This window comes from Nocardioides sp. NPDC006303 (assembly GCF_040613175.1).
Classification (GTDB): domain Bacteria; phylum Actinomycetota; class Actinomycetes; order Propionibacteriales; family Nocardioidaceae; genus Nocardioides.
Genome location: NZ_JBEXRR010000009.1, coordinates 1 through 18,315, shown reverse-complemented (window position 1 = coordinate 18,315; position 18,315 = coordinate 1). Strand labels below are relative to the sequence as shown.

Here is an 18,315-nt window from a genome sequence, read left to right as displayed (position 1 = left end):
ACGTGACAGAAGGGCCGCTCTCCCTCGGAGAGCGGCCCTTCTTCTATGTCGAGACGTCTATGTCGAGACGTCAGGTACGTCGGCCGAGACGTCACGGTCGTGCCAACTCGGCCGACGTAAGTGACGCCTCGGCTGGCGATCAGACGACCGTGAGCTTGACCTCGATGTTGCCGCGGGTGGCGTTGGAGTAGGGGCAGACCTGGTGGGCCTGCTCGGCGAGCTGCTGGGCGGTCGCGGCGTCAGCGCCGGGGATGGTCACCTCGAGCTGTACGCCGAGGCCGAAGCCGCCCTGGCCGTTCTCACCGATGCTCACGTCGGCGACGACCTCGGAGTCGGTCATGTCGACCTTGGCCTTGCCGGCGACGAGCTTGAGGGCCGAGTGGAAGCAGGCGGCGTAGCCGGCGGCGAAGAGCTGCTCGGGGTTGGTGGCACCGCCGGCGCCACCCATCTCCTTGGGGATGCGGACGTCGGCGTCGATGAGACCGTCGGAGGACTGGACGTGCCCGTTGCGGGCGTCGCCGGTGCTGACTGCGGTGGCTGTGTAGATCGGTGTCATGTGCACAACTATATTGCGCACAACTTAATAGCGCAAGGGGGTAGACTGATCGATGTGTCCGGACGTACCTATCCGCAGCTCTCGCTCGACCTTCAGCTCTGCTTCCCGCTGTACGCAGCGACCAGAGCCGTCACGAAGCGCTATGCGACGCTGCTCAAGGACACCGGGCTGACCTATCCGCAGTATCTGGTGATGCTGGTGCTCTGGGAGAGCGAGGAGCCGCTCTCGGTGACCTCCCTCGGCCAACGGCTACGGCTCGACTCCGGCACGCTGACGCCGCTGCTCAAGCGGCTCGAGACCGCCGGGCTGGTGCGGCGCGACCGCGACCCCGGCGACGAGCGCCGGGTGCTGGTCAGCCTGACCGAGGACGGCCGGGACCTGGAGGAGCAGGTCGCCAGCGTGCCGCAGGAGCTCGGCGCATCGATGGGGATCACCCGTGACGAGGCGCTCGCGCTGCGCGACCAGCTCACCGAGCTGGTCGACCACCTCGACACGGCCGAGTCCTCCTGAGGGCTATCCCCTGGTCAGCAGCCGCTGCACGCCCAGCTTGATCAGCAGGCCGCCGAGGAGAACGTCGACGACCACGAGCACCGCATGGGCGATGTAGTAGGGCTTCGGACGGGTCTGCTCCGGGTCCTTGGCGGTCTTGACGAGGTTGCGGCCGAAGTTGGTCCAGATCGCGATCGTCCAGATCCCGATGACCAGGAGGAGCGCGCCGTCAGTCTTCTCGAGCTTCATGGGTACGACTCTCTCATCCGCCGACCCAGCCCCGACGGTCAGCAGCCCGTATAGCGGGCGATCACGTCGATGCAGCGTCGGAACTGGTCGGGCGTGGCCGGGTTTCTCCAGGCGAGCATCTCGAGAATCCAGTCGATGGCAAACGCCGGCGTGAGACCCGCTTCGGAGGAATCGGGATCGGCGACCCGGGCGTATCCCGCGCGAAGCAGATCCAAGCGGTCAGCGAAAGGCGTACGAGCCGACACCTCCCAGCGACCGACGTCGAAGGCCGGCGCGGCAGGTCCGGCGAACTCCCAGTCGATCACGCCGACGATCTCCCCGTCGTGGATCAGGAGGTTGCCGGGCATGAAGTCGCCCTGGGCGAGCACGAATGGGACGGCGGAACGGTTCGTGATCTCCTGGCGCAGGAAGTCAGCACCGCGCTCGACAACGGCGGCGGCTGCCGGATCCAGCGCCTGGGCGATGATGCGCGCAATCCTGTCGACGTCCCGCTCTGCGGGCCAGCGCAGCTCATGACGTACGCCGCGATCGAGGTCCGGCTCAACGCTGTGGACCAGCGCCATCAGCTCACCGGCGTCGAGGATGCAGCGCTCGAGATCTGCGGTGGACAGCCGACCTACGAGGTCCCCGAGCGGCCTGCCCGGCAGATGCTGCTGAACCGAGAACGAGAGCACCTCAGCGTCGTCATCGACATGATCCAGGCCGAGGATCTCCGGTGTGGGCACACCGACCATACGCGCCTGCTCCATCAGGTACGCCTCGTCCACGAACCACCGCGTCGGGTGCCGTGCGACCCGGACGACCACAGCGACGTCGCCGCCGAGATCGGCGCGGTACGTCTCGTTCATCCCGCCGCCGGTAAGGGGCGCAAGCCGCTCGACATCGCGGCCGCAGATGGATCGCACCACCGAGTCGATGACAGGGCCAGGCGTCGCGACCATCAGCTCGGTTCGGCTGGGGTCGCCCCCACCTGGGCGAAGCAGGCGGCGTACAGGATCACCATCGAGGTGTAGTGGATCCAGACGACCAGGATGAGGGCGATGCCGAAGGCCTGGAAGGCCGGCTGTCCCTGGGTGGCCTCGAGCAGCAGGGTCGAGGCCTGCTTGAGGATCTCGAAGCCGATCGCGCCGAGCACGGCTCCGGCCCACAGGGGGCGCTTCGGGGTGTCGTTCTGGGGAGCCAGGTGGAACATCGCGAAGAAGAGCACCGTGTTGGCCGCGAGGCCGAGCACCAGGGTGAGGAGCACGATCAGCCAGCCGAAGCCTTCGTCGAGGCCGATCCAGTCCAGGACGTTGACCGAGAAGGTGCGTATGAGGCCGGTGAAGGCCACCGCCACCAACAGGATCAGGCCGAGCCCGATGAGTGCGACCAGGTCGCGGGCCTTGGCGGCCAGGAACCCCGGCTGTTCCTCGTCGGGCACCAGGAAGACCGCCTCGAGGGCCTTGCGAAGTCCGTCGATGAAGCCGAGGCCAGCGTAGAGCAGACCGATGACACCGATGATCCCGACTGCGCCGGCCGCATTCTCGATGTCGGCGATCTTCAGCTGGCCGGGATCGTCGCCGACCAGCCCGGGTAGGACCTGGTCGATCGCCTCGACGAGGTCGCTCTCGGCTCCGGAGTAGACCTTGGCGATCTGGCCGACGGCGAAGAACGCGAGCGCCAGGATCGGGAACGTCGACAGGAAGCCGAAGTAGGTGATCGCGCCAGCCTGCTGGGCGGCCCCCACCTCGCCGTAGTGCTCCTGCGTGCGGATCACCCGGTCCAGCGCCGGGAAGCGCTCACGCAGCTCGGCGATCTTTGCCTTGACCTTGTCCTTCATCCCGAGGTCCCCATCCGTCGTTCGTGGGCGGACCCGAGCCCGCCTCAACCGGTCAGTGCTGCTCTCAGCGCGAACTCCCGCGTCGGGCGCCAGCCATCCGTGTCGTCGTGGACATAGAGGTGGAACTCCTCGACCGACCACTCGCACTCGAAGTCGGCCAGCTCACCGAAAGCCTTGTCGAGGCTAGCGTCGGGAAGGTCGTGAGCGATCGTGACATGCGGGTGATAGGGAAACGTGAGCTTCTGGTCGAGCGGACCCTGCCGGACCGCGTTGGCCAGCTGCTCGCAACCCGAGATGCCCTGCACCACTGCCACGAACACCACCGGCGAGACCGGCCGGAAGGTGCCGGTGCCACGCAGGTGCACGCTGAAGGGGGCGACCCGTGCGGCCGCGGACTCGAGATGGCTCTCGACGTCGGGCAGCAGGTCGTCGTGGATCTCCGTCGGGGGCACAAGAGTGATGTGCGTCGGGATCATGGTCGCCGTCGCGTCCCCGAGAGACGTCCGGTAGTCCTGGAGCTGACTTGCCCATGGCTCCGGGATCGCGATGGCAACACCGATGGTGCGCATGCGCCGACCTTACTAGCCGAGCGGCGACGCGGGGGCCACAAAGCCGACCCGCTCGTAGACGTCGGCCAGAGTCTTGCGGGCGACCACGCCCGCCTTCTCCGCACCCTGCTGCAAGATGCCGTCGAGGTAGGCCCGGTCCTCGAGAACCTCGAAGGTCTTCTCCCGGAACGGGGTGACGTAGTCGACGACGACCTCGGCGAGGTCCTTCTTCAGATCGCCGTAGCCCTTGCCGGCGTACTTGCCGACCAGGGTGTCGATCTCGGAGCCGGTCAGCGCGGAGTAGATCCGGAGCAGGTTGGAGACGCCCGGCTTGGCCTCCTCGTCGAAACGGATCTCCATCTCCGAGTCGGTGACCGCGGAGCGGATCTTCTTCGCGGAGATCTTCGGGTCGTCGAGCATGTCGATCAGGCCGGTCGGGCTCGAGGCCGACTTGGACATCTTGATCGTCGGGTCCTGGAGGTCGTAGATCTTCGCGACCTCCTTGAGGATGTAGGGCTCGGGCAGCCGGAACGTCTTCTTGTAGCGGCTGTTGAACCGCTGCGCGAGGTCGCGGGTCAGCTCGAGGTGCTGTCGCTGGTCCTCGCCGACCGGGACGTACGCCGGGCGGTAGAGCAGGATGTCGGCGGCCATCAGCATCGGGTAGGAGAAGAGGCCGACCGAGGCCGCGCCCTCACCACCCTTGGCGGACTTGTCCTTGAACTGGGTCATCCGCCTGGCCTCACCGAACGAGGTGATGCACTGCATCACCCAGCCGAGCTGAGCGTGCTCGGGCAGGTGGGACTGGACGAAGATCGCGGACCGCTCCGGGTCGACACCGGCGGCCAGCAGCTGGGCGGCGGCCCGCCGCGTACGCTCCCGGAGCACCTTCGGGTCCTGCTCGACCGTGATCGCATGCAGGTCGGCGATGAAGAAGAACGGCTCGTGCTCCTCCTGCAGGCTCACCCACTGTCGGACCGCGCCGAGATAGTTGCCGAGGTGGTAGGAGTCCGCCGTCGGCTGGATGCCGGAGAGGACCCTGGGCCTAGTCGTAGGAGCAGTGCTGCCGGTCATGTGCGCATTCTGTCAGCCACCCGCCGAAAGGCTCGAAATGGTGGGAGGAAGAGGATCGAGAACCGATCCGTAGGAGCTGTGGACCCTGCCCGCGGCACCGACCTGCGTGCCGGCCATGGGCCTCGGCGCCCCCCGTGATCAACGTCGAGGACCGTGGTCGCCCGCGGTCTTCCTGAAGGCCGCGGGCAGGATCCGCATGCCCCCTCAACGACAGATTCTCGATGGAGTTATCGAACAGGTGCATCCAATTTCTTACGAGTTTGTGGACCTCCTGAGAGGCTCTACTCAGAGCGGATTCGATGGCCCGTCAAATGCCCTTTTCCTGCCCGACACATGCCCCTGTTAGCCTGTTTGGTCGACCCGCGGATCCTCCAAGGGGTCCGCAGCCTCGGGCCAGCTGCCGAATCGGCCTCGAGGCCAGGCGACCCTCGAGGAGACTTGTGAACGACACGTCCGCTGCCAACGCACGCATGCTGCTCGCGACCGATCTGGACGGAACCTTCCTAGCCGGCGACCCCGAGGCGAAGGTCAAGCTGTACCAGACGCTGAGCCGCCGCGAGGACGTACTGCTGTCCTTCGTCACCGGTCGTGGGCTGGAGTCGGTGATGCCGCTGCTCGCCGACCCGACCATCCCGACGCCCGACTTCATCATCTGCGATGTCGGCGCCACCATCGTGACCGGGCACGACCTGCTCGCCGTCGAGCCCATCCAGCAGGAGATCGCCGCCAAGTGGCCGGGCGAGCTCACCGTGCTCGAGAAGATCGGCGACCGGCCCGGCCTGGTGCGGCAGAACGTGCCCCAGGACCGCCGGGTCTCCTACTTCTGCGACCCCGAGGCCGTCACCGACGACCTCGCCCCGCTGGTCGCGCAGATCGGCTGCGACCTGCTCTACTCCGCCAGCCACTACCTCGACGTGCTGCCCGGCGGGATCAACAAGGGCCACACCGTCACGAAGCTCGTCGAGCACCTCGGCATCCCCAAGGACCGCGTGCTGGTCGCCGGCGACACCCTCAACGACCTGTCGATGTACGACATCGGGTTCCCGGGCGTCTGCGTCGGCGAGGCCGAGGATCTGCTGCTGGACGCGACCCGCGACAAGGAGCGTACGTTCCACGCCACCTCCCCCGGCACCGGCGGGATCCTGCAGGCGATCAGGCACTTCAACCTGCTCGACGACGAGCACATCTACGACCCGGAGAACGACGCCGACGACCCGGGGAAGTCCGACCTCGTCATGGTCTACCACCGGCTTCCCTATGACGAGGTGATCGAGGACGGAGAGGTCAAGCGCCGGCGCCCGAAGTCGCCCAACGGCATCATCCCGACGCTGCTCTCCTTCTTCACCGAGCGCACCGGATCCTGGGTCGCCTGGTCCATCGACGACCCCAAGCGCGGCAAGTTCGCCACCCACACGGTCGTCGACCCGAAGCTCTATCCGGGCCTGGTCGCCTCCCGGCTGCCGCTGTCCAAGAAGGACGTCGACGTCTTCTACAAACGCTTCTCCAAGGAAGCGTTCTGGCCGCTGCTGCACACCTTCTGGGAACGGGCGAAGTTCAAGGAGGAGGACTGGAAGGTCTACTGCCGGGTCAACCGGGCCTTCGCCGAACAGGCGGCGGCCGAGGCGGCGTACGGAGGCATCGTCTGGATCCACGACTACAACCTGTGGATGGTGCCGGCCTACCTGCGGGAGATGCGGCCCGACGTGAAGATCGCGTTCCTGCACCACACCCACTTCCCCGGCGCGGACGTGTTCAACGTCGTGCCGTGGCGCCGCGAGATCATCGGCTCGCTGCTGCAGTGCGACTACATCTCGTTCCACATCCCCCGCCAGGTCGAGAACTTCGTCGACGTCGCCCGCGGCGTGGCGCCGGTCGAGGTGATCGAGACCGAGGACTCGGCGCCTCGGTTCCGGACGTACGGCTTCGCTCTCGGTCTGGACACCATGCCGTCGGTGATCGACGTCGGCGGACGTCGGGTGCACCTGGGCGCCAACCCGGTCAGCGTCGACACGAAGCGGATCGAGCGGACCCTTGCCACCCCAGCGGTGCAGAGCTCGATCGCTCGGGTGAAGGAGGAGTTCGAGGGTCAGCGGTTCGCGCTGGCCGTCTCACGCCTCGACTACACCAAGGGCGTACTGCAGCAGCTCGAGGCCTTCGAACGGGCGCTGCTCGAGGACCCGTCGTTGATGGGCGAGCTGTCGCTGGTGCTGGTGTGCGTGCCCGCGGCCGGCGAGATGACCGTCTACAAGACACTGCAGAACCAGATCGAGCAGGCGGTCGGGCGGATCAACGGCCGGTTCTCGCGAATGGGCTGGATGCCGGTCCACTTCTACTTCCGGCCGATCCCGTTCGAGGAGCTGCTGGCCTACTACGCCAACGCCGATGTCATGTGGATCACCCCGCTGCGCGACGGCCTCAACCTGGTCGCGAAGGAGTACGCCGCGGTCCACGGTCTCCTCGGCACGAGCGGCACCCTGGTGCTCTCCGAGTTCGCCGGGGCGGCCGCCGAGCTGCGCGGCGCGGTGCTGACCAACCCCCACGACGTCTCCGACATGGTCCGGGTCTTCCTGCAGGCCGTCGACATGGACGAGGCCGAGGCCAAGGACCGGATGCGCGGGCTGTGGGACACCATCCGCCACCACGACTCCAAGGCCTGGGCCGACGGATTCCTGGCAGCGGTCGAGGCGGCCACCGCCACGGATGGCAACGAGGAGGCCTTCTAGGCCCGGCGCCGGTGGATGCTGGTGCTCCACAGCAGCACCAGCATCCCGGCGGTGGCCAGGCCGGCGCCGACCAACGGCGCCTCGCGGACGCTCCAGACGTCGAGGGCCAGGCCACCGGCGAAGGCGCCGAGGGCGTTGGCGATGTTGAGGCTCGCGTGGTTCATCGCGGCGCCGAGGGTCACCGCGTCATCGGCGACATCCATCAGGCGTACCTGCAGGTTGATCACCAGCACCGATGCCACCGCGGTGGTCAGGAAGGCGACCGGCGCGAGCCACCACCCGGCCGGGGCGACCAGCCAGAAGAGCGTCAGCACCGCCACCATGCCCAGGCTGCTCGCCAGCAGTGAGCCCATGACCGACCACCGGGCCAGCTCCCCCGCGACCCAGGTGCCGACGACCATCCCGGCGCCGAACGCGAAGACGAACCACGGCACCGCCCCTTCGGCCAGACCGGCGGTGTCGGTGACGATCGGGGAGATGTAGGAGTAGGCCGCGAACATGCCGCCGAACCCGATCGCACCCGCGAGCATCGTCAGCCAGACCTGCTTGTTCGTGAAGAACCGGCCGGCCTCGCTGCGGCCGGTCGCGTTCGGGTCGCCCGGGAAGTGGGGCACCGAGAGCTGCACCAGCACCACGGTCAGCAGGGCCAGGCCTGCCGCGGCTGCGTACGGTGCCCGCCAGCCGGCGGTCTGACCAAGCCAGGTGGCGAACGGGACGCCGATCACGTTGGCGACCGAGAGCCCGAGCATCACCAGGGCGACTGCTCGCCCGCGGTGCTTGGGCGCGGCCATCGACGTCGCGACGATGCTCGCGACGCCGAAGTAGGCGCCGTGCGGGAGCCCGTCGAGGAACCTCGCGACCAGCAGCATCTTGTAGTCGACGGCGACGGCGCTGAGCAGGTTGAACAGCGCGTACGCCGCCATCAGCGACAGCAGCAGCCCCTTGCGCGGAAGATGGGCGACGAAGAACGAGAGGATCGGTACGCCGACCACCACTCCGACCGCATAGGCGCTGATCAGGTGGCCTGCCGTGGAGGTGCCGACGCCGACGCCCTCGGCGATCTCGGGCAGCACGCCCATGGTGACGAACTCGGTCGTACCGATCGCGAACCCGCCCGTCGCGAGGGCGAGCATGGCGATCACGAACTGGACGGTGGTGACCGGTCTGACGGCGGTCTCGGGGCTGGCGGTGTCGGTCACTACTGCCTAACCTTCGGCGATTTGGGGGCTATTCCGTGAATCGGTGTGACGCGGATCCCGATGCCCCCGGCTTCGTCAACTCTGGTTGACACGCGATCGATGTCAACCTATATTGACAGCATGACGGATGCGAAGGACCTTGCCGAGTCGGCAGCGAGCGCCGACCCGAGCACCGGGTTGCGAGCCGCGCTCGCACTGCGTCGCCTCGCCGACTCGCTGGAGCGGCTGCAGGTGGCGAACGCCCGCCGACAGGGATGGGCATGGCAGGAGATCGCCGACGCGCTGGAGGTCAGCCGGCAGGCGGTCCACAAGAAGTACGCGAAGGAGATGTGATGTTCGAGAGGTTCACCAAGCCGGCCCGCGATGCGGTGACCGCTGCCCAGACGTACGCCGCCGAGCTCGGCCACGAGCGCATCGGCGACGACCACCTGCTGCTGGCGATCGGCTCCAGCGCCGGCTCGTCGGCTGCCCGGGCGCTCGCCGACGCCGGGGTCGATGCCGCTGCGCTGCGGGCGGAGATCGAGCGGGCCCACGGGCGCCTCGGCAACGACGACGCCGACGCGCTGTCCACGCTCGGGATCGACCTGGACGCGGTGCGATCCAAGGTGGAGGAGGTGTTCGGCGCCGGCGCCTTGGACAGCGGGAAGCCACGCCGCCGGCTCGGCGGGCACATCCCCTTCACCAAGGACGCGAAGAAGGTCCTCGAGCTCTCGCTGCGCGAGGCGATCCGCCTCAAGGACCGCTCGATCGGCACCGAGCACATTCTGCTCGGCATCCTTCGCGCGGAAGGGGAAGGACATGCTGCCCTACAGGCCCTCGGCGTGGATGCTGCTGCGCTGCGCCACACGCTCGAGCACGGCGAGGCCGCCTGAGGCCTCACCCCCGCCTCCCGAGGAGGCGGGGGTCAGCCGGCCAGGTGGGACCAGGCCGGAGCCAGCTCGGTCCACGGACCCACCGCGGCGATCTCGCCGTCGACCATGACGACGACCCGGTCGGCCTGAGCGAGAGCGGCTCGCTTCGAGGTGGCGCCGATGACCGTCGTGTGCCGGTCACGCAGCGCCCGCCAGAGCTCGATCTCGGTGGCCGCGTCGAGCGCGCTGGAGACGTCGTCGGCCAGGAGCAGCTCGGTGTCGGCGGCCAGCGCTCGCGCCAGGGCGAGGCGCTGGACCTGTCCCCCGGAGAGGCGTACGCCACGGTGACCGACGATCGCGTCCGCGCCGCCCGCCTCCTTGACGTCGAGCTCGAGCCGCGCGTCGGCGACCGGGCTGTCGAACGGCCGGTCGTGGCCCAGGCGGATGTTGTCGGCGAAGGTGCCGGACAGCACCCTCGGCACCTGGGCGACGTACGCCACCTGCCCCGGCCTCAGGAAGGACTGCGGGTCCTGGACCAGCTCGTCGTTCCACCGGATGGTGCCGGTGTGCTCGATCAGGCCGGCCAGCGACGCCAGCAGGGACGACTTGCCTGAGCCGACCTGCCCGACGAGCAGGACCAGCTCGCCGCGCGAGATCGTGAGCGAGACGTCGGAGACACCGATCGTGCCGTCGTCGTGGACCGCCGACAGGGCCGAGAGCTCGAGGGACTCGAGCGGAACCTGCTCCACCGGGCCCGGGTCCGGCGCGTCGCCGGTGACCAGGTCGACGCCCGGCGGCAGATCCATCAGGTCGCGACCACCGGCGAACCGGCTGGTCTCCTTCTGCCACGCACGCGTGCCGGGAGCCTCGGTGACGACCATGCCGGCCACCCGGCCGAACCAGTCGAAGCCCGAGACCGCGTTGGCCACCAGCAGCGCGGTGGCCAGGCCCCAGCCGCCGCCGAAGTAGATCCCCCAGGCAGCCACGACGCCGCACTGCACCATGAGCGCGGGAACCCCGTCGAGGAATGCCTGCACCCGGTGTTCCTTCACCGCTGCCTCGACCCGGCCCGAGTCGACGTGCTGCAGGTGGGCGTGGACCTGCGGGGTGGCCGCGGCCAGCTTCACGGTGCGTACGGACTCCAGCGCGGAGACCACCGCACGGCCGAACCGCGCGCGAGCGGCGCTGGAGGCCGCGGCCGAGCGGCCGGCGATCGGCCGACCGACCGCGGAGGCCAGCGCCGAGGCGATCATGACGACCAGGAGCACGGCGCCCGCGAGCGCGGTGCCGGCGAGCAGGGCGGTGATCGTCGCGATGACGAGACCGTTGACGAAGTCGACCCAGCGGTCGGCGTAGCGGGCGTAACGGTCCGCGTCCATCGAGCGGGCGACGACCTCGCCCGGCGGCGTACGCGTCAGGCGGTGCTGGCGGGTCTGACCGTAGAGCACGGCCATCCGGGCCCGCAGCATGACCTCGATCCACCAGCGCGGGTAGCGGTAGAAGGCGTCGGCGAGCATCAGCGGCGCTGCCAGCAGGCTGACCACGAGCAGCCCCGACATCACCGTCGGCCTGCCGCCGTCCTGCAGGGACTCGACGATCCGACCCCACAGGAGCCCGGTGAAGGCACCCTGCGCACCGGTCATCGATGCGAACAGGAACAGCACCGCACCCGCGACGCCCCACTCGGGGCGCAGGAACAGGACGTGCAGCATCCCGCGGGCGAGCGACGGCCCGGTGCCGACCTCGGGGACGTCCGGCGGAGCGCCCGAGCGGCGCTTGCCGCCCACGTTGCCCTGCGCGACGTGGTCGAGGGTGGAGTGGTCGACGGGCTTGGCAGCCGGTGAGGGTGAGTCGTGGTGATCGGTGCGGCTGGCCTCGAGCAGGTCGTGGAACGGCCCCGGCGTGGTCGCCAGCGAGGCCCGCAGGCCGTGCTGGATCACTCGGCCGTGGTCGAGCACGGCCACGTGCGGCGCCCGCTCGATGGTGGAGAGCCGGTGGGCGATCAGGATGCCCGTACGCCCGGTCAGCAGCCGGTCAGCAGCAGCGACCACCCGGCGCTCGGTGAGCGGGTCCATCCGTGCGGTCGCCTCGTCGAGGACGACCACCCGTACGTCACGCACCAGCAGCCGCGCGAAGGCGACCAGCTGCTCCTCCCCCGCCGACAGCGAGGTGCCGCCGGGGCCGAGCAGGGTGTCGAGCCCGTCGGGCAGGCCGGCGACCCACTCCAAGAGCCCGAGCCGGGCCACCGCCCGCTCGATGTCCTCGCGCGGACGCAAGTCGTCGAAGAGCGCGATGTTCTCCGCGAGCGTGCCGGCCAGGATCTCGGTGCGCTGCGTCACCACACCCACGGAGGCGCGCAGCTGCTGCAGGTCGAGGTCGCGTACGTCCACGCCACCCAGGAACACCGAGCCGCGCGGCGGCTCGACGGCCCGGGAGAGCAACGACGCGAGGGTCGACTTGCCCGAGCCGGTGCGGCCGACCAGGGCGATGGTGTCGCCGGCCGGCACCGTGAGTGAGATGCCCTGGAGAGCGAAGGTGCCCTCGGCGTAGGAGAAGGTCAGGTCGCGCAGGTCGACCTCGAGCGCTCCCCCGTCGGGGACGGGTGCGCCGCCTTCGGGCTCCGGCTCGGAGCCCATCATCTGGCGCAGCCGGATGACCGCGCCCAGGCCCGCCTGGATGTCGGGCAGGTGGTTGGCGAGCATCGCGATCTGGCCCACGAACGTGCTCGTGACCAGGAACAGCGTCACCAGCGCGCTGATCCCGAGGCGGTCGTTCGCGGCGAGCGCCACTCCGGCCAGACCGATGCCGGCCAGCAGGGAGTGCAGCAGCACGCCGGCACGTCGGCCGACCTTCGCCTCGACCGTGACGACCGCACGGAACTTCTCGTGGACCGTCGCCGACAGCCGCGCCACCCGGGCGACCACGTGGTCCTGGCCCAGGCTCGTACGCAGGTCGTCACGCCCCGCGATGCCCTCCTCGAGCACGGCGGCATGGTCGGTCCAGGACGCCTCCTCGATGACCTTGAGCTCGGAGATCTTGCCCAGCAGCCGGCGGATGACGAACCAGGTCACCACGGCGAGCAGCGGGAACAGGATCGCCGCCGGCCACCAGGTGAAGCTGGCCACGATCCACATCGGCAGCGCCGCGAAGATCGAGCGGAACAGCATCCACAGCTGCCAGCGCAGCAGGTTGCCGACCTCGTGGGAGTCGTCGTCGACCCGGTCGAGGATCTCGCCGACGGCCTGCTCGCTCAGCTCGGAGAGCGGCTGTCGCAGGGCAGCCTGGAGCACGTCCTCTCGGAGCTTGCCCTCGACCCGGTCTGAGACCCCGACCCAGGCGATCTTGGCCGTCGAGTCGATCAGCGAGGCACCGATCACGCACAGCGCCAGCCAGCCGACCAGGCTCGCGGTCGGGTTCTCCGCCAGCCGCCCGGCCACGACGGTGCCAATCGACTGGGCCACCATGGCCACCGCCAGCGCGATCAGCGCGGCGCCCGTCACAGGCCCCTTCAGGCGTCGCCAGTCGACCTGCCGGCTCGGGTCGGCAGGGTCGGTGGGGACTCCGAGAGCCTTGCCTGAGGTGGGCACGGGCGGAGTCGAGAGCGTCGCAGTCATCAGAAGATCACGGTAAGTGCGACCACCGACACTCGCCTAAAGGTTTTCCGCCCTCACCCAACCGCAAACACCATGCTGACCTGCATCTATAGGAATCAGAAGAAAGATCTGGAGAGCAAAGTCACGTACGCCGGGAAGGTGTCCCGAAATAGGACGACGGCCCGGCACGGAGTCCGTGCCGGGCCGTCGTGAGGTGGGACTAGAGAGAGTCGATCGCCTCGTTGAGCGTCGCGGAGGGACGCATCACGGCGGTGACCTTCTCGGGGTCGGGCAGGTAGTAGCCGCCGATGTCGGCGGGCTTGCCCTGGACCGCGAGGAGCTCCTCGACGATCTTGGCCTCGTTGGCGGCGAGGGTCTCGGCGAGGCCCTTGAAGGCCGCGGCGAGCTCGGCGTCCTCGGTCTGCGCGGCGAGCTCGTGGGCCCAGTAGAGACCCAGGTAGAAGTGCGAGCCGCGGTTGTCGGTGGTGCCGAGCTTGCGACCCGGGGAGCGGTCGTTCTCGAGGAAGGTCGCGGTCGCGCGGTCGAGCGCACCGGCGAGCACCTTCGCGGCCGGGGCGGACGCCTGCTCGGCGTACTTCTCGAACGAGGGCACCAGCGCGAAGAACTCACCCAGCGAGTCCCAGCGGAGGTAGTCCTGCTCGACCAGCTGCTGCACGTGCTTCGGAGCCGAGCCACCCGCACCGGTCTCGAACAGACCGCCACCGGCGATCAGCGGGACGATGGAGAGCATCTTCGCCGACGTACCGACCTCGAGGATCGGGAACAGGTCGGTGTTGTAGTCACGCAGCACGTTGCCGGTGACCGAGATGGTGTCCTCACCGTTGCGCAGGCGCTCGAGGGAGTACGCCGTGGCGAGCTCGGGCGAGAGGATCTTGATCTCGAGACCCTCCGTGTCGTGCTCCGTCAGGTAGGTCGCGACCTTCTTGATCAGCTCGGCGTCGTGGGCGCGCGACTCGTCGAGCCAGAAGATGGCCGGGGTCTTGGAGTCGCGGGCGCGGCTGACGGCGAGCTTGACCCAGTCGCGGACCGGGATGTCCTTGGTCTGGCAGGCGCGCCAGATGTCGCCGGCCTCGACGTCGTGCTCGATCAGCACGTCGCCGGCCTTGTTCAGCACCCGGACGGTGCCGGCGCCCTCGATCTGGAAGGTCTTGTCGTGGGAGCCGTACTCCTCGGCCTTCTGCGCCATCAGACCGACGTTGGGGACGGTGCCGATCGTGGCCGGGTCGAGCGGGCCGTTCTTCTTCACGTCGTCGATGACGGTCTGGTAGACGCCGGCGTAGGAGGAGTCCGGGATCACCGCGAGGGTGTCGTCCTCGCCGCCGTCGGCACCCCAGAGCTTGCCGCCGTTGCGGACCAGAGCCGGGATCGAGGCGTCGATGATGACGTCGGAGGGGACGTGCAGGTTGGTGATGCCCTTGTCGGAGTTGACGTAGGACAGGCGCGGGCCGGCCTCGATGGCGGCCTTGAAGGCGGCCTCGATCTCGGCGCCCTTCTCCAGGCCGGAGAGGCCGGACAGGATCGCGCCCAGGCCGTCGTTGGCGGACAGGCCGGCGGCCTCGAGGTCGGCGCCGTACTTCTCGAAGACGTCGGTGAAGTAGGCCTTCACGACGTGGCCGAAGATGATCGGGTCGGAGACCTTCATCATCGTGGCCTTCAGGTGCAGCGAGAAGAGCACGTCGTCAGCCTTGGCCTTGGCGAGCGCGTTCTCGAGGAAGGCGTGCAGGTTGGCCACGGACATGTACGTCGCGTCGACGATCTCGCCCTCGAGCACCGGCAGCTCGGCGAGCAGCGTCACCGTCTCGCCGTCGGCCTTCTCGAGCACGATGGAGAGCGTGTCGTCGGCCGGGAGCGTCACGGACTTCTCGTTGGACTTGAAGTCGTGCGAACCCATCGTGGCGACGGTCGTCTTGGAGTCGTCGGAGAACGGCTTGTTGGTGTGCGGGTGGGCCTTGGCGTACGCCTTGACCGAGCCCGGCGCGCGACGGTCGGAGTTGCCCTCACGCAGGACCGGGTTCACCGCGGAGCCCTTGACCTTGTCGTACTTGGCCCGGATCTCCTCCTCCTCGGGCGTACTGGGCGCCTCGGGGTAGTCGGGGATCTCGTAGCCCTTCTGCTGCAGCTCCTTGATCGCGGCCTTGAGCTGCGGGATAGAGGCGGAGATGTTGGGCAGCTTGACGATGTTGGCTTCCGGCGTCTTCGCCAGGTCACCGAGCTCGCCGAGCGCGTCGTCGGCCAGGCCGAACTGGGCCAGGATGCGCGAGGCCACGGAGATGTCACGCGTCTCGACCTCGACCCCCGCCTTGGCCGCGTAGGCCGAGACGATCGGAAGGAAGGAGTACGTCGCCAGCAGCGGCGCCTCGTCGGTGTGGGTGTAGATGATTCGTGCGGCCATTGCTGTGGCTACTCCTGACAAGTTGCGATCTGCGTATGACTGAGGCCGGGGACCCGGACGAAGGAAAGTGTCTTGACATCAAGATAACAGAAAGGGTGATGAGACACCGCCCCGCCCCACCTAAGCACCACGATGTGCCGTCGCAAAAGAGTTACTGTGTGTCAACACCTCATGTTGTTCAGGTGACTGCTGATACCTGAGTGCTTCTCGGGTGTCGATGGGTCTGACCGACGTCAACAGACATTGAAGGGTTAAGGGGACATGACTGAGGAATCACTGTCGGCGGCTGAGCCGACCTTCATCCAGAAACTCGCAGCCGAGGTCATCGGGACATTCATTCTGGTGTTCATCGGTTGTGGCTCGGTCGTCGCGATCGTCGCCGGCGCCACCCACGCTGGACCCGAGAACGCGATCTGGGGCCTCGAGGTCGCCGCTGTCGGCCTGGCGTTCGGTATCGCCGTCGTGATCGGCGCCTACACCTTCGGTCGCATCTCCGGCGGCCACTTCAACCCGGCAGTGACGCTCGGCGTGGCCACGGCCGGCCGGATCAGCTGGAAGGACGCCGGCGCCTACATCGGCGCGCAGTTCGTCGGCGCGACCATCGGTGCGATCGTGCTGTTCCTGGTCGCGCTCGCCTCGGACTACAACTCGTGGAACGACGGCGGCCTCGGCGCCAACCGCTTCGGCGACGGAGCCGGCACCGGCCTCGTCGGCGCGATCCTGGTCGAGCTGGTCCTCACCTTCATCTTCGTCTTCATCATTCTCGGCGTCACCGACGTCCGGGCCGGGACCAACGCCACCGCCGCGCCGCTCGCCATCGGCCTTTCGCTGGCCGCGATCCACTTCGTCGGCATCCCGCTGACCGGCACCTCGGTCAACCCCGCCCGTTCGTTCGGCCCCGCTCTCTTCTCCGGCACCGACGCACTGGCCAACCTCCCGGTCTTCCTGATCGTCCCGGCTCTGGGCGGTGCCGTGGCCGGTTTCGTCTACCCGCTGATCTTCAACAAGGACGGCTCCGAGATCGCGGGTGCCGGCCTCGCCTTCGGCGGCGACAGCATGGCTCCGGCCCAGAGCGTGCCGTCCTGGGATTCCCAGGCCGTCGCTCCCGCGGCCCCGGCCGCCGCGACTCCGGCCGCTGCTCCTGCGGCCCCTGCGGCTCCCGCCGCGCCGGCCGCGCCGGCCGCGCCCGAGACGAGCGACCGCACCATCGTCTCCGGCGGCTCCGGCACCGGTGGCCAGCCGGCCTGGCAGCAGCCGACCCCGGCCGCCGAGGGCGACCTCCCGGTCTACGAGCAGGACGGCTGGCGCTGGGACTACGCCAAGCAGGAATGGGTCCCGATCGAGCAGTAGTCTCGAGAAGCACGAAGGCCGCCCCTCGGGGCGGCCTTCGTCATTTTGTACGTCTTATTCGCCTGGAACGGTCACCGCGAGAATCCACAGCGCACCCGCGGTCAGCGCCAGCAGGGCCACGTCGAACCAGCGGTTGCGCACCGCCAGCATCCCGGCATCCTTCGTACGCAGCACCGCACGCCCCAGGGACGCGGCGCCCACCCCGGCGGCGAGGACGATGATCCCCACCCGCCAGTGGCCGAAGCCGACCAGCCCGAGACCGACGATCGCCGCCGTCAGCACCCCGAGGTAGACGAACCCGCCGATGGTCGAGGGGAAGCCGCGTACGTCCTGGGGGTCCGTCTTCTCGCGATCAGGTGTCGCCACCGCCGGTGCGGGAGCCTCCGGCGTGGGGCTTAGCGGGGGGTGGACGGACACCATTTCAGAGCCTTTCGAGAGCCTTCTCGGCGCTGAGGACGATATTGGAGAGCAGCATGGCGCGTGTCATCGGACCCACCCCACCCGGGTTCGGCGACACCCAGCCAGCCACGTCCCATACGTCCTCGGCCAGGTCTCCTGCGATCTTACCGTCGACCCGGGAGACACCGACGTCAAGCAGGGCCGCGCCCGGCTTGATCATGTCCTTGGTGATGATCCCGGGCACGCCCGCGGCAGCGACCACGATGTCGGCGTTGCGGGTGTGGGCGGCCAGGTCGCGGGTGCCGGTGTGGCACAGGGTGACCGTGGCGTTCTCGCTACGGCGGGTGAGCAGCAGGCCCAGCGGACGACCGACGGTCAGCCCACGGCCGACCACGACGACCTCAGCGCCCTTGATCTCGACACCGTGACGCCGCAGCAGCTCGATGCAGCCCACCGGGGTGCACGGCAGCGGCCCGTCCTCACCGAGGACCAGCTTGCCGAGGTTGTAGGGGTGCAGCCCGTCGACGTCCTTCTCCGGAGCGACCCGGGAGAGCAGCGCGAACTCGTCCAGACCGGTCGGCTGCTGCACCAGGAAGCCGGTGCACGCCGGGTCGGCGTTGAGGCGGTCGATCTCCGCCTCGACCTCTTCCTGGGTCGACGTCCCCGGCAGGTCCACCCGGATCGACTCGATGCCGATCTCGGCGCAGTCCTTGTGCTTGGCGTTGACGTACCACCGGCTTCCCGGGTCATCGCCCACCAGCACGGTGCCGAGGCCCGGGGTGATGCCCTGGGCCTTCAGCTTCTCGACCCGCTCGGCGAGCTCTGCCTTGATCGCCTTCAGCGTCGCGGTGCCGTCCAGCTTCTGTGCTGTCACGATGTCAATCCTGTCACTCGAGTCTCTGTATTCCTTGTACGCGACGCCGACCCGGCGCATCTTGACCAGATCAAGACCCGAGTCGGCGCGTTCTGACACGATCTCCCGCCGAGTCGGCTCGTCATGACGAGGACCTTCCCAGGCCCCGCCCACCCGACGTGCTGCGCTAGTTGGGCTCGTT

Annotated in this window: 16 protein-coding genes; 5 read left to right on the top strand and 11 right to left on the bottom strand. The window is 68.7% G+C overall.

The annotated features are described in order from the left end of the window. Positions 1–139: 139 nt before the first annotated feature. Positions 140–556: an organic hydroperoxide resistance protein gene (locus ABZY89_RS09525; RefSeq protein WP_355226612.1), complete on the bottom strand. Its 417-nt coding sequence runs from the start codon at positions 554–556 to the stop codon at positions 140–142. 54 nt (positions 557–610) lie between these two features. Between ABZY89_RS09525 and ABZY89_RS09520 the strand changes: the two genes are divergently transcribed. Next, the gene (locus ABZY89_RS09520; protein WP_355226610.1) at positions 611–1,066 is read left to right on the top strand and encodes a MarR family transcriptional regulator; all 456 of its coding nucleotides are present in this window, start codon (positions 611–613) and stop codon (positions 1,064–1,066) included. A 3-nt stretch (positions 1,067–1,069) separates the two neighbouring features. Here ABZY89_RS09520 and ABZY89_RS09515 read toward each other — a convergent pair whose 3' ends face one another. The 5 genes from ABZY89_RS09515 to trpS are packed head-to-tail and all read right to left on the bottom strand — an operon-like array spanning position 1,070 to position 4,732. After that, positions 1,070–1,294 (bottom strand): SCO4848 family membrane protein, encoded by a 225-nt coding sequence (locus ABZY89_RS09515; RefSeq protein WP_141791899.1) that lies wholly within the window; start codon positions 1,292–1,294, stop codon positions 1,070–1,072. 38 nt (positions 1,295–1,332) lie between these two features. Beyond that, a complete protein-coding gene (locus tag ABZY89_RS09510) occupies positions 1,333–2,235 on the bottom strand; it encodes a phosphotransferase (protein WP_355226608.1) in 903 nt (300 codons plus the stop codon). Then, positions 2,235–3,113 carry a YihY/virulence factor BrkB family protein gene (locus ABZY89_RS09505; protein ID WP_355226607.1) on the bottom strand — a complete coding sequence of 293 codons (879 nt, stop codon included), beginning with the start codon at positions 3,111–3,113 and terminating at the stop codon, positions 2,235–2,237. The genes ABZY89_RS09510 and ABZY89_RS09505 overlap by 1 nt, the downstream gene beginning before the upstream one ends. Before the next feature lie 44 nt (positions 3,114–3,157). Further along, a complete protein-coding gene (locus ABZY89_RS09500) occupies positions 3,158–3,682 on the bottom strand; it encodes a 2'-5' RNA ligase family protein (protein ID WP_355226605.1) in 525 nt (174 codons plus the stop codon). Between the two features lie 12 nt (positions 3,683–3,694). Next, positions 3,695–4,732, bottom strand: a complete 1,038-nt coding sequence (gene trpS / locus ABZY89_RS09495; RefSeq protein WP_355226603.1) for a tryptophan--tRNA ligase — start codon at positions 4,730–4,732, stop codon at positions 3,695–3,697. A gap of 440 nt (positions 4,733–5,172) precedes the next feature. Between trpS and ggpS the strand changes: the two genes are divergently transcribed. Further along, the gene (gene ggpS, locus ABZY89_RS09490) at positions 5,173–7,455 is read left to right on the top strand and encodes a glucosylglycerol-phosphate synthase (RefSeq protein WP_355226601.1); all 2,283 of its coding nucleotides are present in this window, start codon (positions 5,173–5,175) and stop codon (positions 7,453–7,455) included. Here the strand turns inward: ggpS and ABZY89_RS09485 are convergent. Beyond that, positions 7,452–8,654, bottom strand: coding sequence for an MFS transporter (locus tag ABZY89_RS09485; protein ID WP_355226599.1), 1,203 nt, complete (start codon positions 8,652–8,654; stop codon positions 7,452–7,454). The two genes, ggpS and ABZY89_RS09485, sit on opposite strands and share 4 nt — an antisense overlap. A gap of 120 nt (positions 8,655–8,774) precedes the next feature. On the opposite strand from ABZY89_RS09485, the gene ABZY89_RS09480 reads away from it, so the two are divergent. After that, entirely contained in the window at positions 8,775–8,987 is a 213-nt protein-coding gene (locus ABZY89_RS09480) for a helix-turn-helix domain-containing protein (RefSeq protein ID WP_141802873.1), read from the top strand. Continuing rightward, complete coding sequence (locus tag ABZY89_RS09475) at positions 8,987–9,526, top strand: Clp protease N-terminal domain-containing protein (protein ID WP_355226597.1); 540 nt, start codon at positions 8,987–8,989, stop codon at positions 9,524–9,526. Before ABZY89_RS09480 ends, ABZY89_RS09475 begins: the two co-directional genes overlap by 1 nt. Before the next feature lie 32 nt (positions 9,527–9,558). Here the strand turns inward: ABZY89_RS09475 and ABZY89_RS09470 are convergent, their stop codons facing one another. Both ABZY89_RS09470 and ABZY89_RS09465 read right to left on the bottom strand, forming a co-directional pair. Further along, complete coding sequence (locus ABZY89_RS09470; protein ID WP_355226596.1) at positions 9,559–13,119, bottom strand: ABC transporter ATP-binding protein; 3,561 nt, start codon at positions 13,117–13,119, stop codon at positions 9,559–9,561. A gap of 199 nt (positions 13,120–13,318) precedes the next feature. Then, the gene (locus tag ABZY89_RS09465; RefSeq protein WP_355226594.1) at positions 13,319–15,511 is read right to left on the bottom strand and encodes an NADP-dependent isocitrate dehydrogenase; all 2,193 of its coding nucleotides are present in this window, start codon (positions 15,509–15,511) and stop codon (positions 13,319–13,321) included. Between the two features lie 261 nt (positions 15,512–15,772). On the opposite strand from ABZY89_RS09465, the gene ABZY89_RS09460 reads away from it, so the two are divergent. Then, the gene (locus ABZY89_RS09460) at positions 15,773–16,861 is read left to right on the top strand and encodes an MIP family channel protein (RefSeq protein ID WP_355226592.1); all 1,089 of its coding nucleotides are present in this window, start codon (positions 15,773–15,775) and stop codon (positions 16,859–16,861) included. 54 nt (positions 16,862–16,915) lie between these two features. Here ABZY89_RS09460 and ABZY89_RS09455 read toward each other — a convergent pair whose 3' ends face one another. Further along, a complete protein-coding gene (locus ABZY89_RS09455) occupies positions 16,916–17,227 on the bottom strand; it encodes a DUF3017 domain-containing protein (protein WP_355226590.1) in 312 nt (103 codons plus the stop codon). 55 nt (positions 17,228–17,282) lie between these two features. Then, positions 17,283–18,134: a bifunctional methylenetetrahydrofolate dehydrogenase/methenyltetrahydrofolate cyclohydrolase gene (locus ABZY89_RS09450; protein WP_355019684.1), complete on the bottom strand. Its 852-nt coding sequence runs from the start codon at positions 18,132–18,134 to the stop codon at positions 17,283–17,285. Positions 18,135–18,315: the final 181 nt, after the last annotated feature.